This window comes from Bacillus sp. NPDC094077 (genome assembly GCF_050279465.1).
Lineage (GTDB): Bacteria > Bacillota > Bacilli > Bacillales > Bacillaceae_G > Bacillus_A.
In genome coordinates, this window is the sequence record NZ_JBNNUF010000016.1 from 44,003 (window position 1) to 66,784 (window position 22,782).

At 37.0% G+C, this 22,782-nt stretch carries 24 protein-coding genes; 15 read left to right on the plus strand and 9 right to left on the minus strand.

What is annotated here, in order from left to right; genetic code table 11:
• Nucleotides 1-97: 97 nt before the first annotated feature.
• Both ACQKNR_RS25050 and hemQ read right to left on the minus strand, forming a co-directional pair.
• Nucleotides 98-1,369 carry a serine hydrolase gene (locus tag ACQKNR_RS25050; protein ID WP_427321612.1) on the minus strand — a complete coding sequence of 424 codons (1,272 nt, stop codon included), beginning with the start codon at nucleotides 1,367-1,369 and terminating at the stop codon, nucleotides 98-100.
• Between the two features lie 202 nt (nucleotides 1,370-1,571).
• Entirely contained in the window at nucleotides 1,572-2,315 is a 744-nt protein-coding gene (gene hemQ, locus ACQKNR_RS25055; protein WP_427321614.1) for a hydrogen peroxide-dependent heme synthase, read from the minus strand.
• Between the two features lie 267 nt (nucleotides 2,316-2,582).
• On the opposite strand from hemQ, the gene pta reads away from it, so the two are divergent.
• Nucleotides 2,583-3,554, plus strand: a complete 972-nt coding sequence (pta, locus tag ACQKNR_RS25060; protein ID WP_427321616.1) for a phosphate acetyltransferase — start codon at nucleotides 2,583-2,585, stop codon at nucleotides 3,552-3,554.
• Nucleotides 3,555-3,603: 49 nt separating this feature from the next.
• Here pta and ACQKNR_RS25065 read toward each other — a convergent pair whose 3' ends face one another.
• The gene (locus ACQKNR_RS25065; protein WP_427321618.1) at nucleotides 3,604-4,449 is read right to left on the minus strand and encodes a lipoate--protein ligase family protein; all 846 of its coding nucleotides are present in this window, start codon (nucleotides 4,447-4,449) and stop codon (nucleotides 3,604-3,606) included.
• A 151-nt stretch (nucleotides 4,450-4,600) separates the two neighbouring features.
• Entirely contained in the window at nucleotides 4,601-5,293 is a 693-nt protein-coding gene (locus ACQKNR_RS25070; protein ID WP_427321620.1) for an RsfA family transcriptional regulator, read from the minus strand.
• A 284-nt stretch (nucleotides 5,294-5,577) separates the two neighbouring features.
• On the opposite strand from ACQKNR_RS25070, the gene ACQKNR_RS25075 reads away from it, so the two are divergent.
• From ACQKNR_RS25075 to ACQKNR_RS25100, 6 genes are all read left to right on the plus strand, one after another.
• The gene (locus tag ACQKNR_RS25075; RefSeq protein ID WP_193413828.1) at nucleotides 5,578-5,802 is read left to right on the plus strand and encodes a DUF1450 domain-containing protein; all 225 of its coding nucleotides are present in this window, start codon (nucleotides 5,578-5,580) and stop codon (nucleotides 5,800-5,802) included.
• Between the two features lie 236 nt (nucleotides 5,803-6,038).
• A complete protein-coding gene (locus ACQKNR_RS25080) occupies nucleotides 6,039-7,094 on the plus strand; it encodes a FecCD family ABC transporter permease (protein ID WP_427321623.1) in 1,056 nt (351 codons plus the stop codon).
• Entirely contained in the window at nucleotides 7,091-8,107 is a 1,017-nt protein-coding gene (locus tag ACQKNR_RS25085) for a FecCD family ABC transporter permease (RefSeq protein WP_427321625.1), read from the plus strand. Before ACQKNR_RS25080 ends, ACQKNR_RS25085 begins: the two co-directional genes overlap by 4 nt.
• 15 nt (nucleotides 8,108-8,122) lie before the next feature.
• On the plus strand, nucleotides 8,123-8,935 hold the full coding sequence (locus ACQKNR_RS25090) for an ABC transporter ATP-binding protein (protein WP_427321627.1): 813 nt from the start codon (nucleotides 8,123-8,125) through the stop codon (nucleotides 8,933-8,935).
• 188 nt (nucleotides 8,936-9,123) lie between these two features.
• On the plus strand, nucleotides 9,124-10,062 hold the full coding sequence (locus tag ACQKNR_RS25095) for an ABC transporter substrate-binding protein (protein ID WP_427321629.1): 939 nt from the start codon (nucleotides 9,124-9,126) through the stop codon (nucleotides 10,060-10,062).
• A 146-nt stretch (nucleotides 10,063-10,208) separates the two neighbouring features.
• A complete protein-coding gene (locus ACQKNR_RS25100; protein ID WP_000262739.1) occupies nucleotides 10,209-11,513 on the plus strand; it encodes an HD domain-containing protein in 1,305 nt (434 codons plus the stop codon).
• 39 nt (nucleotides 11,514-11,552) lie between these two features.
• Here ACQKNR_RS25100 and ACQKNR_RS25105 read toward each other — a convergent pair whose 3' ends face one another.
• Nucleotides 11,553-11,738, minus strand: a complete 186-nt coding sequence (locus tag ACQKNR_RS25105) for a 2-hydroxymuconate tautomerase (protein WP_001147171.1) — start codon at nucleotides 11,736-11,738, stop codon at nucleotides 11,553-11,555.
• Nucleotides 11,739-11,850: 112 nt separating this feature from the next.
• On the opposite strand from ACQKNR_RS25105, the gene ACQKNR_RS25110 reads away from it, so the two are divergent.
• A complete protein-coding gene (locus ACQKNR_RS25110; RefSeq protein ID WP_427321631.1) occupies nucleotides 11,851-12,525 on the plus strand; it encodes a site-2 protease family protein in 675 nt (224 codons plus the stop codon).
• A gap of 25 nt (nucleotides 12,526-12,550) precedes the next feature.
• Nucleotides 12,551-13,060 (plus strand): YwhD family protein, encoded by a 510-nt coding sequence (locus ACQKNR_RS25115; protein WP_427321633.1) that lies wholly within the window; start codon nucleotides 12,551-12,553, stop codon nucleotides 13,058-13,060.
• A 221-nt stretch (nucleotides 13,061-13,281) separates the two neighbouring features.
• Here the strand turns inward: ACQKNR_RS25115 and ACQKNR_RS25120 are convergent, their stop codons facing one another.
• On the minus strand, nucleotides 13,282-15,333 hold the full coding sequence (locus ACQKNR_RS25120) for a transglycosylase domain-containing protein (RefSeq protein WP_427321635.1): 2,052 nt from the start codon (nucleotides 15,331-15,333) through the stop codon (nucleotides 13,282-13,284).
• Nucleotides 15,334-15,435: 102 nt separating this feature from the next.
• The gene (locus ACQKNR_RS25125) at nucleotides 15,436-16,161 is read right to left on the minus strand and encodes a glycerophosphodiester phosphodiesterase (protein ID WP_427321637.1); all 726 of its coding nucleotides are present in this window, start codon (nucleotides 16,159-16,161) and stop codon (nucleotides 15,436-15,438) included.
• Nucleotides 16,162-16,313: 152 nt separating this feature from the next.
• Between ACQKNR_RS25125 and ACQKNR_RS25130 the strand changes: the two genes are divergently transcribed.
• From ACQKNR_RS25130 to ACQKNR_RS25150, 5 genes are all read left to right on the plus strand, one after another.
• Nucleotides 16,314-16,721, plus strand: a complete 408-nt coding sequence (locus ACQKNR_RS25130; protein WP_128283007.1) for a MerR family transcriptional regulator — start codon at nucleotides 16,314-16,316, stop codon at nucleotides 16,719-16,721.
• 5 nt (nucleotides 16,722-16,726) lie between these two features.
• Nucleotides 16,727-17,890, plus strand: coding sequence for an MFS transporter (locus tag ACQKNR_RS25135; protein ID WP_427321639.1), 1,164 nt, complete (start codon nucleotides 16,727-16,729; stop codon nucleotides 17,888-17,890).
• Nucleotides 17,891-18,054: 164 nt separating this feature from the next.
• Nucleotides 18,055-18,882 carry a polyamine aminopropyltransferase gene (speE, locus tag ACQKNR_RS25140; protein ID WP_000424696.1) on the plus strand — a complete coding sequence of 276 codons (828 nt, stop codon included), beginning with the start codon at nucleotides 18,055-18,057 and terminating at the stop codon, nucleotides 18,880-18,882.
• A 219-nt stretch (nucleotides 18,883-19,101) separates the two neighbouring features.
• On the plus strand, nucleotides 19,102-19,974 hold the full coding sequence (gene speB / locus ACQKNR_RS25145) for an agmatinase (protein ID WP_048528013.1): 873 nt from the start codon (nucleotides 19,102-19,104) through the stop codon (nucleotides 19,972-19,974).
• Nucleotides 19,962-20,090, plus strand: a complete 129-nt coding sequence (locus ACQKNR_RS25150; protein ID WP_427321641.1) for a hypothetical protein — start codon at nucleotides 19,962-19,964, stop codon at nucleotides 20,088-20,090. The genes speB and ACQKNR_RS25150 overlap by 13 nt, the downstream gene beginning before the upstream one ends.
• 38 nt (nucleotides 20,091-20,128) lie before the next feature.
• On the opposite strand, the gene ACQKNR_RS25155 is transcribed toward ACQKNR_RS25150, so the two are convergent.
• Entirely contained in the window at nucleotides 20,129-21,166 is a 1,038-nt protein-coding gene (locus tag ACQKNR_RS25155; RefSeq protein ID WP_427321643.1) for a PTS sugar transporter subunit IIC, read from the minus strand.
• 233 nt (nucleotides 21,167-21,399) lie between these two features.
• Between ACQKNR_RS25155 and ACQKNR_RS25160 the strand changes: the two genes are divergently transcribed.
• On the plus strand, nucleotides 21,400-21,762 hold the full coding sequence (locus tag ACQKNR_RS25160; protein WP_193413817.1) for a YxeA family protein: 363 nt from the start codon (nucleotides 21,400-21,402) through the stop codon (nucleotides 21,760-21,762).
• A gap of 25 nt (nucleotides 21,763-21,787) precedes the next feature.
• On the opposite strand, the gene ACQKNR_RS25165 is transcribed toward ACQKNR_RS25160, so the two are convergent.
• Nucleotides 21,788-22,774 (minus strand): S66 family peptidase, encoded by a 987-nt coding sequence (locus ACQKNR_RS25165; protein WP_427321646.1) that lies wholly within the window; start codon nucleotides 22,772-22,774, stop codon nucleotides 21,788-21,790.
• Nucleotides 22,775-22,782 lie beyond the last annotated feature (8 nt).

The following is a 22,782-nucleotide window of genomic DNA, read 5'->3' on the forward strand; positions in this document are numbered from 1 at the left end:
CATACGTATGAGAAAAAGGACTCAGATATGACAACCAAACGAAGTTTTACATTGAGAGGAGAAAATAAAAAAAGCTAGCGCGGGCTAGCTTTTTTTATTAAAACACTTTAGACCATAAGCTCGAGAAGAAATCACCAACAGAACGCATTGATAATACGAACCAGTTTGCCTTCTCCACGTCTTCAGTTGCTTTTGCAGCAACTTTCATACTTTTACTTCCGTCTAAGAAACCGTATTTATCAGTTGATTCTAAAACGATGGAACCAACCTTTACATCTTTTTTAATAGGCGCAACTAAATGTCCATCTTCAGCAAGTGATTTACTTGCTTCAGTCCCAATTTTGTAAGTTGGTTTACTACCTTTTTTCGTAATCACCGTTATTTCTTTCTCAGGTGCAACAGTTATGTGATCTTCTTTACCTTGTACTACAGGGATTGTGTTGTTTTTATCAACTTTTAACTTTTGTTTTTCAAAGTTATTAAACCCGTATTCAATTAATGCACGAGATTCTGTGAAGCGCTCGTCCATTGATTTCGTTTTAATAATAACTGAGATAAGGCGTAAATCACCGCGCTTTGCAGTAATAGTAAATCCGTATCCAGCTGTATCCGAACTACCTGTTTTTAAACCATCTGTACCTTCGTAAGCGAAAGCAGCACCTGGCAACATCCAGTTCCAGTTTTCCATACGAATTGGTTTTGGATGATTATCTGGGAAGTTTCTAAATCTTTGTTTTGTATCCTCTAGCATTTCTGGATACTTTGTAATAATTTCTTTTGAAAGAATACCCATGTCGCGAGCTGATAAAGAGTTTTCTCCATTTGGATCAGTGCCCTCAGGATGTTTCCCTTTTAAATCAGCGTTATTTAAACCAGTAGCGTTTACAAATTTATATTTCTTTAACCCTAGTTTTTTCGCAAGATCGTTTGCGAGATTTAAGAAGTTTTTCTCACTTCCTGAAAGCAGTTCTGCTAAAGCAATACTAGATCCATTCGCAGAGAAGATAACGATAGAATGATATAATTCTCTTACAGTATATTGACGCCCTTTTTCAAATGGTACGTTAGAGAATTCGTTATTACGAGAGACTTCATAAGCGTAATCAGAAATATTTACTTTTGTATCCCAAGTAATTTTCCCTTCTTTAATCGCCGCTAAAACAGCATAAACGACAATTAATTTTGACATACTAGCAATAGCTAGCAATTCATCTGGATTTTGCTCATGTAGTATTTTTCCTGTATCTGCATCAAACAGAAGTGCAGCAGCTGCTTCTATATGTATTTTTTCTTCCGCATGGGATGTTGTTACTCCTAAGGGAGAAATTGACAATAAAAGCACTAGTAAAATAGACAAGATTTTCTTCATATAGTTTATCACCTTCGCATCGTTATTAGCATATAGCTCGTATCATTTTAGCATAATTTTATATATTTAAAGGTTACAATTTTGCTATAAATTTGAAAAGAATTTGTCGATTTTTGTTCAAATTTGCAGAGATAAGGGGTTTTTTGAGGAGAAGTATCGAGAATAATAAAAAAAGGAACGAATTTCGTTCCTTTTTCAATATTTATATGTGTAAAAAATTCTCAACTTTTTCGTTTGGTAAAATGTTTCCAACAAAGAATGTTCCAAATTCACCATAACGAGCACTTACTTCATCGAAGCGCATTTCATATATAAGTTTTTTAAATTGAAGAACATCGTCAGCGAATAATGTTACGCCCCACTCGAAATCATCGAATCCAACAGATCCTGAAATAACTTGGCGTACTTTACCTGCGTACTGGCGGCCGATCTTGCTATGACTGTACATCATCTTTTTACGCTCTTCCATAGGAAGCATGTACCAGTTGTCATTACCCTGGCGACGCTTATCCATCGGATAGAAGCAAATATGATTTGCTTTCGGTAGTTCAGGATATAAGCGAGCTAAAATTTGTGGGTTTTGGTATGGATCTTCATCAGCTGGAAGGTAGTTGCTTAGTTCAACAACAGATACGTAAGAATATGCAGGAACCATATATTCAGCTAATGTTGTTTTATTCAGCTCTGTTTCAATTTCATTTAACTCTTCCATTGTTGGACGTAAAATCATAAGCATAATATCCGCTTTTTGACCAACAACTGTATACATTGCGTGACTACCTTTTTTCGCGGTAGCTACTTCGTTCCATTTTTCAACGACATTTAAAAATTCAGACACTGCTTGTCCGCGTTCGTCGCTAGATAATGTTTTCCATGCAGCCCAATCAATAGAACGTAAATCATGTAAACAATACCAGCCATCTAACGTTGTTGTTGCTTCACTCATTCTATTCACCTCAGTTAATGATAGTTTTACACGTTAACTATAGCATATATAGTTTTAAAATCACCTATATAAAATCTTGGCGCATAAAATTGTCACATTTAAAGAAGAGAGGAGCCTCTTAAGTAAGGTGAATTTCATGGCTGAATTTTATGAAAATATAATCATTTTTATTTTATCTATTTTTTGGGAGCTATAAGTTTAAAATATAGAGGAAAAGCAGTATTCTTAAAGATAGAGTTTTTTTAACATTTGTAGGAGGGTTTATTCGTGAGCAATTTATTTACAACAGTAAAAGCAAAAGTTCAAGGAAAAGGCATTTCTATCGTACTTCCTGAAGGAACTGATGAAAGAATTTTAGGCGCTGCAGAGCGTTTAGCAAAAGAAGAGTTAGTAAAACCAATCTTAGTTGGTAATAAAGAAGAAATTAGCGCAAAAGCCGCTAGCATGAATTTAACATTAGCAGGCGTTGATATTTACGACCCAGCTACATATGAAGAAATGGATGCAATGGTAGCATCTTTCGTTGAACGCCGTAAAGGTAAAGCAACAGAAGAAGATGCTCGCAAAATCCTTAAAGACGAAAACTACTTCGGTACAATGCTTGTATACATGGGCAAAGCACACGGTTTAGTAAGTGGTGCAGCTCACTCTACAGCTGATACAGTTCGTCCAGCACTTCAAATTATTAAAACAAAACCAGGCGTTACAAAAACTTCTGGCGTATTCATCATGGTACGTGAAGAAGAGAAGTATGTATTCGCTGATTGCGCAATTAATATTGCACCAAACAGCCAAGATTTAGCTGAAATTGGTATCGAAAGTGCGAAAACTGCTGAATTATTCGGCATTGATCCACGCGTTGCTATGTTAAGCTTCTCTACAAAAGGTTCTGCGAAGTCTCCAGAAACAGAAAAAGTTGTAGAAGCAACTCGCATTGCAAAAGAAATGGCTCCTGAGTTAGCTTTAGATGGAGAGTTCCAATTCGATGCTGCATTCGTACCGTCTGTAGCTGAGAAAAAAGCTCCAGGTTCTACAATTAAAGGTGATGCGAACGTATTCGTATTCCCAAGCTTAGAAGCTGGTAATATCGGTTACAAAATCGCTCAACGCTTAGGTAACTTCGAAGCAGTAGGACCAATCTTACAAGGCTTAAACATGCCTGTAAACGACCTATCTCGTGGATGTAACGAAGAAGAAGTGTACAAGTTAGCTTTAATTACAGCAGCTCAAGCACTTTAATTCTATAAGGAATTGATATGAAAAACCGTCGCTATAATAGCGACGGTTTTTATTTTTCTAAGCCAAGTGCTTTATTATTACGATCAATAATACGTTGTAAATTCGTCTCGTATAAAGGGATTTCATCTAACGTTAGTTGAGATGGTGTTAACTTTGGAGCGAATTGCTGTAATGTTTTTAAAAGGCGCATCATTAAATCTTGTACGGTAATTGTTTCACCAAGTAGTTCTGAGAGTGAGGCCATCGTATTCGGTACAATTTCAGGATACGTAAAGCGTGTTTCTTCGCCTTGAATTGCTACATTGTAAAAGTCGCGAACAAGTGCAGCGCGTTCAGATCCGCTTCCTGTAGCGCATAAGTAAATTTGTACAGCAACGCCACCGCGAATGCGGCGCTGGGAAATACCGGCGAATTTTTGATCGCGAATACTTAAGTCGTAACTACCAGGACAGTAAGAACCAACAATCTCTTTTGCTTCAATAGTAATGTCGTAATCTTTTAACATTTCCTTAATTAAATGCCACATCGTATCGTATCCAAGATCAATATCGATACCCTTTTCTGTTTCTTGGAACAAAAGTGATACGTTTAAAACACCTTCATCAAGTACGACTGCAAGTCCACCTGAATTACGAACGATAACATGAAAGTCGTTTTGCTTTAAAAAGGAAATACCTTCTTGTAAATGTGGTAGGCGTGAATCTTGAATGCCAAGAACGATTGTATTGTGATGAACCCAAGAGCGCATTGTTGCGGCTGATTCGCCATTTCCAATACTTGTGCACAATGTATCGTCCATTGCGAACGACTGAAGTGCATGGAATGTTGGTCCTAAACTAGACTGGTCTACAATACGCCACTCTGGCTGAGATAAAATTGAACGGGAATTGCTCATATAACTAACCCCTTATCTTTAAAATGACAATTTCTATTATAGCAAAAAATGAAGAGAGGAGTTTTCTCGGACATAAAGAGAGATTTTAAAGTAAAAGAAGCACATATGATTTGAAATAAAATAATAAAAAGGATGCATGCATGCATCCTTTTTATTCTGCAATTTTTTCTAAATTACCGTTTCGATCCATTCGAAACGATGTTTGGGAACGTTCTTCATCATCCATTACCGCTAATTTACGAGCTCGGTTCATAATATTCATAAGCGTTTCGTAATCTTCCTGTACAGTATTAGATTGCTTTTCTAATTTTTCAAGTTTCTTTTCTAGTTCTTCGTTTCGAAGGATTTGTGTTTTCATTTCTTGTTTCAATCTCGTATTCTCGTTTTCAAGAGCTGTTACCTTTATATTTGAAGATCCTACTGTTTGTAAAAAGTAAATAACATCTTGCATTGTTATAGAGCTTTTTGAAGTAGGAACAATTGGTTCTTGATACGAAGGAGCTTCTTTATATGATAAAGTTGCTTCATTTGAAACTAAATCTTCATAATCGGTTATCGCTTCTGAAGCTGGTGGCGTATAAAGTAAACGTTTTTTCGCTTGTTCACCACTTGCAGCGCGCATTTTATCTTTACGATGTTTTTTTGCTAGTTGAAGAGCTTGTTCATAGCTATAACGAACGACAGCATTCCAACGGAAACCACAAGCAGCCGATGTGCGATTTAATTGATCTCCTACTTCTTCAAATGCATTTAATTGAGTACTTCCTTCTCGAACGTGACGAAGTACAGTTTCAGCAAGTAATAAATCATCTTCGTCCGTCCAAGCATCTTGTCTTACTTTCATAGATTCAACTCCCTTACTTTTTATGAACTTCCTATTTTTATAATGGGCAAAAAAATGAGCTTTTATACAAAGCTTTTAAAAATATGGTAGATTTCGATGGAAGGTATAAATTTTGCCATGGATGATGGAAGCTTCTGAAGGAGAACATATAAATATGTAGAGTTATACAGAGAATGGGCTATGCAGGGAAACTTGCAACAAGCTTCAAAGAGCGGTAAAATACCATTTAGTGTTTAATTTTAAATGTACTTGAGAAAAGTTTAAAATAGAGGAAGTGTTATATAATGGGAAACGAATTTCGTGTGTGCGATGATTGTCAGGCGACGAACGTTAAAACGTTAATTCCGAAGTTAAAAAAAGTAGATTCATGCGCAACGATTGAAGTTGGATGTCAGTCTTACTGCGGTCCTGGTCGTAAAAAGTCATTTGCATTTGTAAATAATCGTCCAGTTGCGGCGCCAACAGAAGATGAATTAATCATAAAGATTGAAGCGAAATTAAATAAGTAAGAAAAAGAAGAGTGAACAGATTACTCTTCTTTTTTTATGCCCACAAGTTAAATACTTTATGCGAATTCATATTTCAAAATAATGGTTGACAGTCTTTTGAAGCGATAGGTAGAATAGAAAGTGTGATTCTGAGAATCATTATCAAAAAGAGGTCGATTCATCTAATTTTTTTTATTACTATTTGAGAATAAATTTCATTTTATTAAATATATGTTGTTGGTTGGGATGGTTGTAGGATGGAAGCGAGCGCAAGGAGTATAGAACAGCAAGCAGAGAGTGTGAAAGAGATTAAGAGCAGGCCGCTCATCGCTTCTATTATTTTAGTAGCGGGTACAGTTTTATTAGCTTTAAGTATGGCAGTTTCTATTTCGTTTGGCGCTGCAGATATTAGTTTAAAGACTGTATGGCAAGCTGTATTTCAGTTTGACGGATTATTGACGCATCATAACGTAATTCAAGAACTTCGCATGCCTAGAGCGATAGGGGGCGTAGTTGCAGGTGCCTTCTTAGCGGTATCAGGAGCAATTATGCAAGGTATGACGCGAAATCCACTTGCTTCACCATCGCTAATGGGGATTACAGATGGGGCTGTATTTGGAATTGCAATTATGTATGCATTTTTCCCTAATTCACCTTATTTAATGTTTGTTATCGCATCTTTTATTGGAGCTGCGTTTGGTGCGAGCATTGTATATGGAATTGGGTCTTCTTCACCAGGTGGATTAACACCTGTGAAATTAGCTTTAGCAGGTGCAGCAATTAGTGCTTTATTAGGGGCAATTTCATCTGGAATTGCGCTGTATTTTAACCTTGCCCAAGAGGTGAGCATGTGGAATGCAGGTGGAGTTGCTGGAGTGAAATGGCAAAGTATTAATATGTTAGTGCCGATTGGTCTTGTTTGTCTCTTTATCGCAATTATGATGTCGAGGTATATTACAATTTTGAGCTTCGGTGAAGAAATTGCGATTGGACTTGGTCAAAATACAACATTAATTAAATTTATCGGAACAGTACTTGTTCTTGTGTTAACAGGTTCTGCGGTTTCTATGGCAGGATCAGTTGGATTTGTTGGTCTTGTCATTCCGCACATGACTCGTTTCCTTGTAGGCTCAGACTATAGATGGGTTATTCCATGTTCTGCGGTCTTAGGTGGGCTGTTAATTGAATGTGCAGATATGTTATCTCGCGTTATTAACCCACCGTTTGAAACGCCAATTGGAGCAATTACAGCGCTAATTGGGGTTCCATTCTTCCTCTACTTAGCACGTAATGAAGGGAGAGGAAAGATGTGAGGACGAGTATCTTAACAAAAAAGAACATTTCTATATTAACGATTTTAGCAGGACTAATCGTTTCTATATTTCTTATTAGCTTAAATACAGGAACTTTTAAAATACCGCCAATGGATGTATTAAAGTCATTGGTTGGATTAGGGGCTGAAGATCAGTCCGTCATTTTATTTGAATTCCGTATGCCGCGTATGGTTATTGCTATATTAGTCGGATCTGCTTTAGCTATGTCAGGTGCAATTTTGCAAGGTTTATCACGAAATCCACTTGCTGATCCAGGGATTATCGGTATTAATGCAGGAGCGGGATTAACCGTTGTTGTATTCGTATACTTCTTCTTTGGAAAAGTTGGAACTGGAACGCTCTTATCAGTATTTATTCTTCCGTTCTTCGCATTAATCGGTGCGATATTGGCCGCGGTTATTATTTATTTATTAGCGTGGAAAGATGGCGTTTCATCAACTCGTTTAATACTTGTTGGTATCGCCGTTGCAGCTGGATGCAGTGCTATTAGTTTAATTTTTTCTATGAAGATGACATCTAACGATTTCCGTTTTGCTACAATTTGGTTGGCGGGAAGCTTGTGGGGTACAGATTGGAAATTCGTACTAAGTGTACTTCCATGGATGGTTATTTTCTTACCGCTTGCTATTAGTAAAGCACACATATTAAATGTAATGAACCTAGGCGACTCTACAGCAGTCGGCCTTGGTGTAAATGTAGAAAAAGAAAGACGTAAATTATTATTTATTGCAGTTTGTTTAGCTGGTGCATCTGTCGCTGTTGCCGGAGGAATTGGTTTTATCGGTTTAATGGCCCCGCATTTAGCGAGGCGCCTTGTTGGTGGTAAGCATCAAATTATGTTGCCTACAGCTGCGTTAATAGGAACGTTTTTACTTTTATTTGCAGACGTAATTTCAAGAAGTGTGTTAACAACTTCAGAAATACCGGTCGGTCTTGTTATTTCTGTAATTGGTGCACCGTATTTCATTTATTTACTTATGAGGACAAAATAAAGGGAGGCTTTTTGTATGGCAACTTTAGCGGTTGATTCGGTATCTGTTGGCTATAACGAAGGATTAATTATAGATGGATTAACAGTTGAGATTCCAGAAGGGAAAATCACAACAATTATTGGGCCGAACGGTTGTGGGAAATCAACATTATTAAAAACGGCTTCTCGTATTTTGAAGGCGAAACAAGGTACTGTGTATCTTGACGGAAAAGCAATTGAGAAACAGCCAACGAAAGAAATCGCAAAGAAAATGGCGATTTTACCACAAACTGCAGAAGTGCCAACAGGCCTTACTGTATTTGAACTTGTTTCATACGGAAGATTCCCCCATCAAAAAGGGTTTGGAACGTTGAAAGAAGAGGATTATCGCTACATTAACTGGGCACTTGAAGTCACAGGAATGAAAGAATTTGCGAATCGTCCAGCAGAAGCGCTATCAGGTGGTCAACGTCAACGCGTATGGATTGCGATGGCTCTTGCACAAGGGACAGAATTACTTGTATTAGATGAACCAACAACGTACTTAGATATGGCTCATCAATTAGAAGTATTAAACTTATTGAAAAAGCTAAATGAAGAAGAAGGTAGAACGATTGTTATGGTTATCCATGACTTAAACCATGCTTCTCGTTTCTCCGATCATATGATTGCACTAAAAGCAGGTAAGTTAATGAAACAAGGAACGCCAGATGAAGTTATGACAAGTGAAACACTTCGTAACGTATTTGAGATTGAAGCTCAAATCGTTCCATGTCCAGTAAACTGTAAACCGATTTGTTTAACATACGATTTAATGATGATTAATAATCAATTGCGTAAAAAAGCATAAGTAGGACCCCCTCTTAAAGAGGGGGACTTCTAATGGACGTTGAGCTTCTTACTTCTGAATGGGAAGTTGAACGCCCGTTAGAATGGGTTATTAACAACGATTAATAAAAATATATTAATTAATTGTTATTTTGTTTCTTATGGTTCATTGTAACTTATAAGAGAAATACAGCTAGAAGGAGTGGGAACATGAAGAATTTTAAAATGGCACTATTAGCAATGGTACTAGTTGTTACTTCTGTACTATTTGCAGCTTGTTCTAACAAAGAAGAAGAAAAGAAAGCAGATGCGAAGACTGAAGAGCGTACTGTGAAACATGCAAAAGGGGAAATTAAAATCCCTGCAAATCCAAAGAAAATTGCTGACCTTAGTGGTTCAACAGAAGAATTATTAATCTTTGGTATGAAACCAATTATTACTGCTAATACATCTCAAGAAAAAATTGATACGCATATTGCAAATAAATTAAAAGACGTAAAACCAGTTGGTTCTGCTTGGGGTGATAAAATTAACATCGAAGCAGTAGCTGCTGCAAAACCAGACTTAATTCTTGTAAACAATCGTCAAGAAAAGATTTATGATCAATTATCTAAAATTGCACCAACAGTTATGTTAAAAACTCCATTAGATCAATGGCGTCCAAAGTTCGAGGAAGTAGGTCAAATCTTCGGTAAAGAGAAAGAAACAAAAGAATGGTTCAAACAGTATGATGAAAAAGCAAGCAAGTTACATGATAAAATCGTTGCAAAAACTGGTGATGCAACATTTATGAAAATGGCTGCATATCCAAATGCGTTCCGCATATACGGTGACTACGGTTACGGCAGTGTAATCTTTAATGATTTAAAATTACCAGCAGTTAAAGGTACACCAACTGATAAACCGCTAGTACAAGTACAAAAAGAAGCTTTAATCGATTACAATCCAGATTACTTATTCGTATTTACAACTGGTGACGGTTCTCAGCGTCTAAAAGAATTCCAAGAAGAATCAATTTGGAAAAACATGAATGCTGTTAAAAACAACCATGTATTTACAATTAAAAATGAAGACTTAAACAAAGGTTACTTCCCATTAGGTAAAGAAATGATCTTAGACGAAGTTGCTGAGTTCGTTTTAGGGAAATAATGTATAAAAGAAATCACTTTTACTTCGGTAAAGGTGATTTTTTTCTTTTTATAAAGGGAATTAATATAGTCTTTCATTTCTTTCTGTTTCTCATTTCGTTTATAATATAAAGTAAGAATGTAGTAAAGAAAGGGGGATGTCGGAAGGTGGTATATTTAAACGACAAACTCAGCGAAACAAAAGTGTTTAAAGACCCGGTACATAAATATGTGCACGTGCGCGATCGTGTTATTTGGGATTTAATCGGAACGAAAGAATTTCAACGCTTGCGCCGTATTAAGCAGCTTGGAACGACATTTTTTACATTTCACGGTGCAGAGCATAGTCGCTTTACTCATTCGTTAGGTGTATATGAGATTATTCGTCGTATGATTGATGATGTGTTTGATGGCAGACCAAATTGGAATGCTGAAGATAGATTGTTATGTTTATGCGCGGCATTACTTCATGATGTCGGTCATGGTCCGTTTTCTCACTCGTTTGAAAAAGTATTTTCATTAGATCATGAGAAATTTACGCAAAAGATTATTGTTGGAGATACGGAAATTAATCGTGTATTAAGCCGTGTGGATAAAGATTTCCCGCAAAAGGTGGCCGATGTAATTGCGAAAACATCTACTAATAAATTAGCGATTAGTATGATTTCAAGCCAAATTGATGCGGATCGTATGGATTATTTATTAAGAGATGCTTATTTCACAGGCGTAAAGTATGGAAACTTTGATATGGAACGTATACTGCGCGTAATGCGCCCGTACGGGAATCAAGTAGTCATTAAAAATAGTGGCATGCATGCTGTTGAGCATTATATTATGAGTCGTTATCAAATGTATTGGCAAGTATACTTCCATCCGGTAACGCGTAGTGCAGAAGTTATTTTAACGAAGATTTTACACCGTGCTAAATCGTTGCATGAGAAGTATTATACGTTTAAAAATCATCCAGTTCATTTCTATTCTTTATTTGAAGAAGAAGTAACAGTAGAGGATTATTTAAAGTTAGACGAGAACGTTATGTATTATTACTTCCAAGTATGGCAGGATGAAGAAGATCCAATTTTAAGTGACTTATGTCGCCGTTTTATGAATCGAAATCTATTTAAATATGTAGAGTTTACAGATAAACACGGTTTAGATAATTGGATGGAATTAAGTAGCTTATTTAAAAAGATTGGATTAGATCCAGAGTATTATTTAGTTGTTGATTCAACATCAGACTTACCGTATGACTTTTATCGTGCAGGAGAAGAAGAAGAGCGTCTGCCAATCTTACTTCTTATGCCAAATGGAGAGCTTAGAGAGCTTTCACGTGAATCGGATATTGTTGAGGCGATTACTGGTAAGAAGAGAAGGGATCAAAAATTATTCTATCCACATGATTTAATCTATGAAGATGGAAGAAAAGGAAAATATAAAGAGAGAATTATCGAGTTATTAGAGGGAAAGAAATAAGAAGCAGCTAATGGCTGCTTCTTATGAAAAAAATTGAAATTATTTGTCGCTTAAGCGTTTTCCGCCAACTGCATAATGGTTTTTAGACATTTCTTCGATGAAAACAACGATGTTTTCTTCAGGAGCACCAGTTGTTTCGCTTACTGCTGCTGTTACTTTCTCAGCAAGAGCTTTCTTTTGTTCCTCTGTGCGTCCTTCTAGCATTTTCACTGTTACGTATGGCATGTACAATCGCTCCTTTTATGTAAGTTACACTCTTATTATAGCGGATTATGGGGAAGAACAATCGAAAAAACAAATATTTTCTTTTTTTGACATATTGAAGAGGAGATGAAGTATGGATCAGTTATTTAGATATCCATTGCACCAAATTCCGTTGGTAGCAATGGCGATTATTATTGCGCTATCTGTGCATGAATTTGCACATGCGTATGTCGCATATAAATTTGGAGACGATACAGCGAAAAGACAGGGGCGTTTAACGTTATCACCGATGGCGCACTTAGACCCTATCGGTATGATTGCAGTATTAATTCTTGGTTTTGGTTGGGCAAGACCGGTTCCCGTTAACCCGTACAACTTTAAAAGACCGCGTCTTGCAGGCATATTAGTTTCTATTGCAGGACCAATTAGTAATTTGATTTTAAGTGCGATCGGTTTAATTATTTGGTATAGCTTATTAACATTTGGAGTGTTAGACTCCATTCCGTTTGCAGTAGCAGATACGTTAGCTCAATTTTTCCAAATTTTTATTATGCTTAATATTGTTTTACTTGTATTTAACTTATTACCGATTCCGCCACTTGATGGATATCGTGTTGTGGAAGATTTAGCACCGGCAAGTATTCGTGCGAAAATGACACAGTATGAAAAGTATGGATCAATTGCGTTATTAATTCTTGTTATTACACCGCTTAGCAATTACACAATTCAGCCTATTTTCAATGTGGTCATTCCGTATGTATTAGAATTTTTACAAAATATCATTGCGCCTATTTTCGGCCTTTTATAATCATTAAGTGAGGAGGAATTTACATATGACAGAGAAAAAGAAAAAAATTGGCTTTAATATTGTAAAAAATGATTCAACAGATGGACATGGTGGATTTGGTGTTGGAGCACTTAGTTTAGAAAATATTTCCCCTGTATTTGTTGATGTATTAGAGAAAAATGCGTTCGTTGATATCGGTGCGATGCATGCCCGTAGTACAGTAGAAAAAGGAATTAAGTTTTTAACGAATAAAGATGAAGTTCCAAACGGAAAACCATATTGGCTTGTTTGGGTAACGATTGAAAGAACGGCAACCGGTGCTTATTACGCAGGGGTAACGGCTTGTGAAATGACAGTTGACCGTGAAATTCGCCGCGGGTATAAATCACTTCCAGAACACGTAAACAAAATGGATAAATCATTGAAGCGTCACATTATGGTTGACCATATGGATGAATCATCTAAAAAAGTACTTGGTACATTCTTAAAAGAGCATAATGAAGCAATTTGGAACGAATCTAGTGAAGAATTGCGCCATGCATTATTAGGTGAATAAAAGAAAAGGATGTCCCGTAAGTCGAGTTTTTTGACTAGGTGACATCCTTTTTATTTGGTGACTAAGACCATGGTATATGACAATATATCAACGATTTTTCGAATATATCTAACATAACTTGAAATATATCAACGATTTTTCAAATATAACGTAACTCAAAATATATCAACGATTCGACAAGGAATATCGAGTTACCGACAGAGAGTGACAATGGCCTTTTTTTACCAAGGAAGATATTTTTTCCACCAACTTGTTTTTTTCTTTTCTTCGCTAACTTTTTCAAACTCTTCTTTATCGTCGACGTGATCCATACAATATTCAGTCGGTTCGGTGCCTTTAGCGAAATACATTTTAACTGAAATGGGACAATTTTTCGTAGCGATTTTTCCGTTTTCTGGATTGATATTAACCGCTACGACATCAGTCGGTTGTTTAAATTCTTTTTTAGGTTGTCCATCTAGCCCTTTTTCCATCGTATCAGTCCATATTTTTTTCGCATATCCTTGTTCTGCTACATTTGAAATAGATTTAGGTTGATCGTATCCAACCCATACACCGGTTACGAGCTGCGGGGTGAATCCAATCATCCAGCTATCTGTTTCAGTAGAACCAGATTTTCCGGCATATGTTCTTGATAGTTTTGATAACATCGATTGACCAGTTACAGCGGCATAACTACTTAGTTTTTTATTAAACATGCCTGTCATCATTTCTTCCATCACAAACGCTTTGCTCTTGTCGAGAACTTGTTTACTCTCCAAATGAGCATCGTATAATATATTCCCTTCATGATCCATAATGCGGCGAATAAAAATCGGTTTCACCTCTTTTCCGCCGTTTGCGAACATGCTATAAGCATTCACCATCTCAATTGGCTTTACTGGAGATGTACCGAGAGCAAGAGAAGGAACATCTTTTAATGCACTCTTAATTCCGAATTGCTTCGCTGTTTTTGCGAGCGTATCTTCTCCTAAAAATAAATTCGTTTTCACAGCATATACGTTATCAGAAACTGCAAGGGCCTGTGCCATCGTTACAAAATCATCTGCATAATAATCTTTATAGTTTTTCGGTTTATATTTTGATATGCCATCTCCTAAAGTGAATACAGTGTATTCGCTTTTTAAGCGCGTAGCAGGGGTGAATCCGCGTTCTAAAGCCGCATAATATAAGAATGGTTTGAATGTAGAACCAGGCTGACGAGTGGCTTGTGTAGCCCTGTTAAATTGACTCGTATTATAATCAGTTCCACCAACAAGGGCAGCCACTTCACCCGTTTTTGGATTCATAGAGACGAGAGCAGTTTGTATGTTTGTCGTTTCAGGTATATGATCTTTTACAGATTGCTCTGCTGCAGATTGTAATTTAGGGTCTAGCGTTGTATAAATCTGCAAACCACCTCGTTGTAAAGCTTGCTCATCCAATCCGATATCACGAAGAAGAGAAGCCTGTACAGCATCTTGGAAATAAGGCGCGACCTCTGCCACTTTTTTCGTATCTAATGAGGCGAAAGTTAGCGGTTCTTTCTTTGCTGAAGCTGCTTGTTGCTTCGTAATATATCCTTGCTCCACCATTTCATCTAATATGAGAGATTGTCGTTCTTTAGCACGATCCTCTTTCAAAAAGGGAGAGTAGACACTTGGTCCTTTCGGGATGCCTGCGAGCATACTAGCTTCTGCTAATGTTAATTCTTTTGCTGTTTTCTCGAAATATAGACGGGACGCAGCTTCGATGCCGTAAGCGCCATGTCCGTAATAAATTGTATTTAAATATCCTTCTAAAATATGATTTTTATTATAATTTACTTCAAGGCGGACTGTGTACATTGCTTCTAATAGTTTCCGTTTCCACGTTTTATCATGATCTAAATATAGATTACGCGCGTATTGTTGTGTAATCGTACTAGCCCCCTGTACCTTTGCCATTGCCTTTAAATCAGCGACAATTGCACCTGCAATACGTTTCATATCGAAGCCGTGATGTTTATAAAACCTTTGATCTTCGATAGAAAGAGTAGCTTCTTTTACATAAGGAGAAATGTCATTAAGAGAGACGTTGTAACGTTTTTGTGTTTCATTACTTTGCCCAATAACAGTATCATCGTTCGCGTAAAAGACGCTTGTTTGCGGGACCGCAACAGGAGGAGGTCCCATGATCTTTGCAACTATAATAATAACAAAAAAGGAAAAAACGAAGAAAAGGACGCAAGAAAACATTGCGGTGAAGAAAAGACGTTTATATTTTTTAAGTTTTGGATTCATAGTTTGATCCATCTTTTTTCAACCCCTCATTAATACAAGCGTTATTGTATTAGTATTGAGGTTTTTTGTTTATTTTAAACAATGAAATTGTGAAAATAAAAAGAGCCCTTTCTATTAAGAAAGGAGCTCAAAGGCACGTGCTGGCCAATCGGTAATAATGACATCTACACCGTAATCAATCATAGTTTGTAAATCTTTATATTCGTTAATTGTATAAGGACGGAAAACGTATCCTTGTTTTTGCGCGAACTGAACAAATTCTTTTGTTAATAGCTGAAAGTTAGGATGTAAACCAATTGCTTTTCGATTTTTTGCCTCAGCAATAGGATCAGCCAGTGGTGTGTCATATAAAATTGCCCTTGGGATTTCAGGAGCGATTTCTGCTAATAATGAAACAGATTCATGGTTAAATGATGAAAATACAATCTGATTAGAAAGATGATATTCACGCACAAGTGCAACAACTTTTTCCTCAATATTTGGGTAGTGAATCACATCTGTTTTTAACTCAATATTGAGCTGTAAATTTGTTGTAGATAGCCAAATGAACACTTCACGCAACGTTGGAATTTTTGCTTCATGGAAAGAAGGGTCTTTATGGCTACCAGCGTCCAATGATTGTAGTTCCTCTACCGTTTTTTCAGAAACAAATCCTACGTCATTTGTTGTACGATCCACTGTTTCATCGTGGATCACGACAAGTTCACCGTCTTTTGATAGATGAACATCAAGTTCAATTCCATGAGCGCCAATGCGTTCAGCTTCTTGGAAGGCGATCATCGTATTTTCTGGATGTGTTCCTTTTACCCCACGGTGAGCGAAAATAAGTGGTTTATTCATGTGAAAATCTCCTTATTGTTTCTTTTCTTTCATTATGAAACTGCTTTGAAAAAATTACAATTGAATAGGACAAACATTTACAAAAGTCTAACAGTTGCATAAAAGTTAACGTTAACGTAAAATGTAATAATCAAGTGAAGGGAGGAATAAACATGTATAAAATTGATGAAGTAACAAAACAAGTCGGTTTAACAAAACGTACACTTCGTTATTATGAGGAAATTGGGTTAATTCATCCCCCGGAGCGTAGTGAGGGAAATATTCGCCTGTATACAGATGAGGATATTGCAAGAATTAAAAGGATTGTAGAAGCGAAAGAAGTACTAGGAATTACGCTTCAAGAAATGCAGCAGTTCTTATCGTTAAAAGAAAGAATGGAACAAAGAAGAAATAGCGAGAATCCTCGTGACCGTGAAGTGATTCAAGAAATCAAAGAGATGCTTGCAAAACAAGTGCAAACGTTAGACGAGAAAATGGAGCAAATGCAGCGTGTAAAGGCAGAACTCGAGGATAGTTTACATCGAGCAGTGACATTTTTAGAGAATACAAAAGGGGAGTAATCAAAATGGAGAGCAAACAAAAACTAGGGAGATTGATTACAGTGGTGGCTACCTTCCTTGCCTTTTCTGGTATAGGGGTAGTCGACCCGATCTTGCCGATTATTGCTGAGAAAATTGGCGCAACGCATTGGCAAGTTGAAATGCTATTTACAGCTTATATTTTAACAATGGCAATTATGATGTTACCAGCTGGTATATTTGCATCGAGATTTGGTGATAAACGAATGATGACAATTGGTCTTGCGATTGTGACTGTATTTGCGTTTATATGCGGTATATCGCAAACGATTGCTCAATTATCTCTTTTCCGCGCTGGATGGGGATTAGGAAATGCGATGTTTTTTGCGACAGCAATGACACTGTTAATAGCATTAAGTAAAGAAGTTCATGAAGCAGTAGGATTATATGAAGCAGCTATCGGTTTAGGTATGGCTGGTGGGCCGTTATTAGGTGGAATATTAGGTGGACATTCTTGGCGTTATCCGTTTTTCGCAACGAGTATTTTAATTTTCTTAGCATTTATTTTAGTATTCTTTTTTGTAAAAGAACCGGAGCGAAAAATGAAGCGTAAGGCGGCAGGTGTAGGGGAATTAGTTAATCTGGTGAAATATAAACCGTTCATGCAAGGTGCTATTTCAGGGATGTTATACTACTACGGATTTTTTGTCGTGTTAGCATATTCACCACTTATTATGCATTTATCTGCTATTCAATTAGGTTTTGTATTTTGTGGATGGGGATTAGCATTGGCATACGGTTCAGCAATTTTGGCGCATAAGCTAGAAGGTAAATACGAACCGAAAACATTGTTGAAAGTTAGTTTACTCGTATTTGCGGTTTTCTTAATTGCACTATTCTTCGTGAAAATTATGTGGTTACAAATCGTATTAATCGTTCTATCAGGATTAGCATCTGGATTAAATAATGCGTTATTTACAAGTTATGTCATGGATATTTCACCTTATGAAAGATCTGTTACGTCAGGTGTGTATAACTTCGTTCGTTGGTTAGGTGGCGCAATTGCTCCAATTTTATCAGGAGTTATCGGGCATACAGTTTCACCACAAAGTCCATTTTTAGTTGGGGGAATTGTTGTATTAGTGGGTTGCATTATGATCTTGGTTCCCATACGTAAACCTGAAGAAGTAGAGACAAAAACCCTTTCTTAAGAAAGGGTTTTCTTTATACATATATGTTAGAACGATCTGACTAAAATATATTTTCGGTATTTTTGTACTTTTAACTATACTTTTTGGATGTTTTGTTTTATTTTTGTTAGGGGACATTAATGATGTCCCTATTATAAATTTGCATCGAAAGGCGTGATTGTACGATGGAACTATGGTTCACTGAAAAACAAACAAAACATTTTGGGATTACGGCGCGTATTAACCGCACATTACATACGGAGCAAACAGAATTCCAAAAACTTGATATGGTTGAAACGGAAGAGTTCGGAAACATGCTTATTTTAGACGGCATGGTTATGACAACAGAAAAAGATGAGTTCGTTTATCATGAAATGGTAGCGCACGTACCTTTATTTACACATCCAAACCCTGAAAACGTATTAGTTGTTGGTGGCGGCGATGGCGGTGTTATTCGTGAAGTGTTAAAACACCCAAGCGTAAAGAAAGCAACTCTTGTTGAAATTGATGGAAAAGTAATTGAGTACTCTAAACAGTACTTACCATCAATTGCAGGTGCATTAGACAATGAGCGTGTAGAAGTAAAAGTAGGAGACGGTTTCCTACACATCGCAGAAAGCGAAAATGAATATGACGTAATTATGGTAGATTCTACTGAACCAGTAGGGCCAGCAGTAAACTTATTTACGAAAGGTTTCTACGCTGGAATCTCTAAAGCGTTAAAAGAAGATGGTATTTTCGTTGCACAAACGGACAACCCTTGGTTTACACCAGAATTAATTACAACTGTGTTTAAAGATGTAAAAGAGATTTTCCCAATTACTCGTTTATACACAGCAAATATTCCAACATACCCAAGTGGCCTTTGGACATTCACAATTGGATCTAAAAAACACGATCCATTAGAAGTAAGTGAAGAGCGTTTCCACGAAATTGAAACGAAATATTACACGAAAGAACTGCATAATGCAGCATTCGCATTACCGAAATTTGTTGGCGATTTAATTAAGTAAGAAAATCGAATTTTAACAAATAAAGTGTGAGTAGCTCATTTAAGGTGTTTGTCCAGGAGACTTGAACATGCTAGCTATTTACACTTCTATAAATAAAATAGTCTTCTTATTATTAAACAGAAGACCCCGGTAAATCGAGAAAGAGGAGCAGTGCGCTCCAAATTTGAGAAATAATGAAAGGTTGGGATACCTTAAGTTCCACATAAGGAGGAAAAGAATATGCGTTTTGATGAAGCTTATTCAGGTAAAGTATTTATTAAAAGTCATCCAAGTTTTGAAGAGTCAAAGGTAGTTATTTATGGGATGCCTATGGATTGGACAGTAAGTTACCGTCCAGGATCTCGCTTTGGCCCTGCACGTATTCGTGAAGTATCAATCGGCCTTGAAGAATATAGTCCGTATTTAGATCGTGAACTAGAAGAGGTAAAATATTTTGATGCGGGTGATATTCCATTACCATTCGGAAATGCACAACGCAGCTTAGACATGATTGAAGAGTATGTATCAAAACTTTTAGATGCCGGTAAGTTTCCACTAGGTCTCGGCGGTGAGCACTTAGTGTCTTGGCCAATTTTTAAGGCAATGGCAAAAAAATATCCGGATTTAGCAATCATCCACATGGATGCTCATACTGATTTACGTGAATCGTATGAGGGGGAGCCTTTATCCCACTCTACACCAATTCGTAAAGTGTGTGATTTAATTGGTCCGGAAAACGTATATTCTTTCGGAATTCGTTCTGGAATGAAGGAAGAATTTGAATGGGCGAAAGAAGTAGGTATGAACTTGTACAAATTTGACGTATTAGAGCCTTTAAAAGAAGTATTACCGAAACTTGCAGGACGTCCAGTCTATGTCACAATCGACATTGACGTATTAGACCCAGCTCACGCTCCAGGAACAGGAACGTTAGAAGCTGGAGGTATCACATCTAAAGAACTATTAGATTCCATCGTAGCAATCGCAAATTCAAATATAAATGTAGTTGGAGCAGACTTAGTAGAAGTAGCTCCGGTCTACGACCATAGTGATCAAACTCCAGTTGCAGCAAGCAAATTCGTGCGGGAAATGCTGCTCGGTTGGGTGAAATAAAAGCGGAAGCGGCTCGTTTAGAATGTGAGGCGGATGGAGCTTCAGATGTAGAGGCGTTTTTTGCCTCGAAGGAAGAAGCGAAGCCACCGAGCATTCTAGCCGCTGTAGCTGGATAAAATAAGAGCCTCCCATAATATATAGGAGGCTCTTTTTCTTATGCAATTTTCTCTTCCGAAGTAATTCCGCGGATTTCATCAGCAGGGCGGATGGGATATTTGCGGAACACGATTGATCCGATGTATCCGACAATCGTGGTAACGATTCCGCATAATACGGCAGCAATCGTTACTTTTATAACGTCATTAAATCCGAATAAGACAAGAAGTCCTGGAATTGGTGATGCTGTTCCTGGCGCATTATTAACGAGCTGGAATAGCGATGTAATAATACCGGCAAGTGCACCGCCAACGAAGTTTGTCATATAAATTGGAATTGGATTTGCTGAGACAACATCTGCTTGTGTTAAAGGCTCGATTGCTACAGCGATTGTATCTTTCTTTGAACAGATTTTTAGTCGTTTAAAGAAAATAAAGTTCATTGGGGCTGAGGCTGCTACGGCAAGACTACCAATTGCCATTGGTAAACCTGTTAGTCCAAGCATGGCAGTGAGTGCCATAGAACTTAATGGAGAGGTAGAAATAACCGTTATCAATCCACCAAGCATAATACCCATAATGATAGGGCTTTCTGTAGTTGCAACTGAAATCATAGAACCGATTTTACCAAGTGTGGCGTTAACGAGCGGATCCATAAGCATTGCCATCCCACGTGAGATTGGTGCAGCGATAAATAGAATTGCCAAAAATTCTACACCAGCTGGTAATTTCTTTTCGAGAAACTTCACGACGAATGCACAAACGTATCCAGCGAAAAAACCTGGTAAAATACCGAAGCCACTAGTAGCGATACCGATTAAAACAGCATATACGGGTGAAACACCAATTGCTAATGCTACTAAAATTGCCGCTGCGACACCGCTCATACTACCAGAAGCTTCTCCTACTGATTGTAAAAAGTCATTATGAAACATTTCTCCACCAATATAACGATGAAATGCTTCAATAAGAAAACTTGCGATTGCTGCATTAGCTAAAGCACCCATTGCTTTCATTCCGTAAGGAGCGCGGTAACTGAAAAGTGTAAATAGACAAAGTACAACAAGTAATAGTGCTAAACCTTGCAAGATAGCCATTTGAAAACTGTCTCCTTTGATTTTTGTAATAAAAATTTGTATCATTCAATAATAATATAAAAGTGCATGAAACGGAAAAAATTTTTATTGGGAAATGGCTGTAAAGAAAAAACTCTTACAATAATGTAAGGAAAGTGTAAGGCATTTCGATAGAGTATAGTATGCCGTTTTTCGTATAATACGGGTATGGATGTATGACTAGAGAGAAAGAAGTGCAAACAGGAGGCGCATGTATGAAATTGGTAATTAAAGTTTTAGCTGTGTTCGCTATCATTTTAGGTGGAACAGCATATTATTTAAACACAAAAACAGAAGGTGTGCATGCTTTTGTAGACAACTTCTTTTCAAATAAAGAAATACAAGACTATTATGCAGTTATAGATAAAGGCGAGAAAAAAGATGATGAATATTTGTATACATTTAAAGGGTATACAGAAGACGGAAAGCTACAAGTTATTAAAAGAATGGTGAACCGTGAATTGCATACGGGTGCTTTTATAAAAATTTATGCAAAAGGTATGCAAGGAAAAGGGTGGGCTGAAATCCCGAAAGAGTCAATCCCGCAAAAAGCGTTGCAAAAAATAGAAAAACCATAAAAGGAGCGAATCGTTCGCTCCTTTTTTAGTGCGTTAAAATAGTGATAGATGAATTATCTTTGTTAGAAATAATTTTTGCACGTCCGCCAATTGGGAAAGTAAAAATTGGAGTTGTATGTCCGAAACTTGCATTTGCAATGATCGGGATATGTGTAAGTTCAGGCTTTGAAGCAAACATCTCTTGAATGTCTTCAATCGTACATTCTGCGTCTTTTTGCATTCTTCCTATTACAATACCTTTTATATATTCAAAATCTTGCTGCCCCATAAGAGAATGTAAATATCGATCGAAAGTTTTAAGTGTAGCTTTTCCTGTTAAGCTATCCTCTTCAAGAAACAAAATTTTACCCTGTAAGTTTGGCATATATGGTGTGCCTTGCAGTAAATTAAATGTGCTCATATTGCCACCAACAATATCTCCTGTAGCTTCACCTTCTTGAATTGAAACATACCCTTCATTTTTAACAAATGCACGATTTTCCTGATTAATGTACCAAGAGTCATCGCTCCACGTTTCTGACGGTATGATTTCAATAGGTTCATTAGACGTTAAACATTTTAAAAAGTAATCGGCCGTGTAATCGAGTCCTTTCTCCATTCCAAATGAGGAGAAGTGGGGCCCTGAGTATGTGATGAGTCCTGTTTTTGTATAAATTGCGTTATTTAAGGCGGTAATATCAGAATAGCCACAGAAAAATTTCGGGTTTGCACGAATTAAATCATAATCGAGATGTTTCAGTAAACCATTAGAGTTATATCCGCCAAGTGTTGTCAAAATACCTTTCACATTAGGATCTCTAAATGCCTCGTGAAGGTCTTGAACGCGTGAAGAAATAGAAGAAGAAGCAAAGCGATCTATCTCTTCAGCGTGTTTTGAGAATGTAACTTGAAAGCCCATGTCAGTTAATCTTTTTATAGCAAGTTTTCTATTTTCATTTGAAACAATACTTAAACTACAAGATGGTGAAATCACCCTTATTTCATCACCCTTTTTTAACTTTGTTGGTAGCACTAGGTTCA

What these genes read in the sequence shown, in the direction of transcription:
- ACQKNR_RS25050 (WP_427321612.1), bottom strand. Translation starts at nt 1,369, where the DNA reads ATGAAGAAAATCTTGTCTATTTTACTAGTGCTTTTATTGTCAATTTCT.
- hemQ (WP_427321614.1), bottom strand. Translation starts at nt 2,315, where the DNA reads ATGAGTGAAGCAACAACAACGTTAGATGGCTGGTATTGTTTACATGAT.
- ACQKNR_RS25065 (WP_427321618.1), bottom strand. Translation starts at nt 4,449, where the DNA reads ATGAGCAATTCCCGTTCAATTTTATCTCAGCCAGAGTGGCGTATTGTA.
- ACQKNR_RS25070 (WP_427321620.1), bottom strand. Translation starts at nt 5,293, where the DNA reads ATGAAAGTAAGACAAGATGCTTGGACGGACGAAGATGATTTATTACTT.
- ACQKNR_RS25075 (WP_193413828.1), top strand. Translation starts at nt 5,578, where the DNA reads ATGGGAAACGAATTTCGTGTGTGCGATGATTGTCAGGCGACGAACGTT.
- ACQKNR_RS25080 (WP_427321623.1), top strand. Translation starts at nt 6,039, where the DNA reads ATGGAAGCGAGCGCAAGGAGTATAGAACAGCAAGCAGAGAGTGTGAAA.
- ACQKNR_RS25090 (WP_427321627.1), top strand. Translation starts at nt 8,123, where the DNA reads ATGGCAACTTTAGCGGTTGATTCGGTATCTGTTGGCTATAACGAAGGA.
- ACQKNR_RS25095 (WP_427321629.1), top strand. Translation starts at nt 9,124, where the DNA reads ATGAAGAATTTTAAAATGGCACTATTAGCAATGGTACTAGTTGTTACT.
- ACQKNR_RS25105 (WP_001147171.1), bottom strand. Translation starts at nt 11,738, where the DNA reads ATGCCATACGTAACAGTGAAAATGCTAGAAGGACGCACAGAGGAACAA.
- ACQKNR_RS25110 (WP_427321631.1), top strand. Translation starts at nt 11,851, where the DNA reads ATGGATCAGTTATTTAGATATCCATTGCACCAAATTCCGTTGGTAGCA.
- ACQKNR_RS25115 (WP_427321633.1), top strand. Translation starts at nt 12,551, where the DNA reads ATGACAGAGAAAAAGAAAAAAATTGGCTTTAATATTGTAAAAAATGAT.
- ACQKNR_RS25120 (WP_427321635.1), bottom strand. Translation starts at nt 15,333, where the DNA reads ATGGATCAAACTATGAATCCAAAACTTAAAAAATATAAACGTCTTTTC.
- ACQKNR_RS25125 (WP_427321637.1), bottom strand. Translation starts at nt 16,161, where the DNA reads ATGAATAAACCACTTATTTTCGCTCACCGTGGGGTAAAAGGAACACAT.
- ACQKNR_RS25130 (WP_128283007.1), top strand. Translation starts at nt 16,314, where the DNA reads ATGTATAAAATTGATGAAGTAACAAAACAAGTCGGTTTAACAAAACGT.
- ACQKNR_RS25135 (WP_427321639.1), top strand. Translation starts at nt 16,727, where the DNA reads ATGGAGAGCAAACAAAAACTAGGGAGATTGATTACAGTGGTGGCTACC.
- speE (WP_000424696.1), top strand. Translation starts at nt 18,055, where the DNA reads ATGGAACTATGGTTCACTGAAAAACAAACAAAACATTTTGGGATTACG.
- speB (WP_048528013.1), top strand. Translation starts at nt 19,102, where the DNA reads ATGCGTTTTGATGAAGCTTATTCAGGTAAAGTATTTATTAAAAGTCAT.
- ACQKNR_RS25155 (WP_427321643.1), bottom strand. Translation starts at nt 21,166, where the DNA reads ATGGCTATCTTGCAAGGTTTAGCACTATTACTTGTTGTACTTTGTCTA.
- ACQKNR_RS25160 (WP_193413817.1), top strand. Translation starts at nt 21,400, where the DNA reads ATGAAATTGGTAATTAAAGTTTTAGCTGTGTTCGCTATCATTTTAGGT.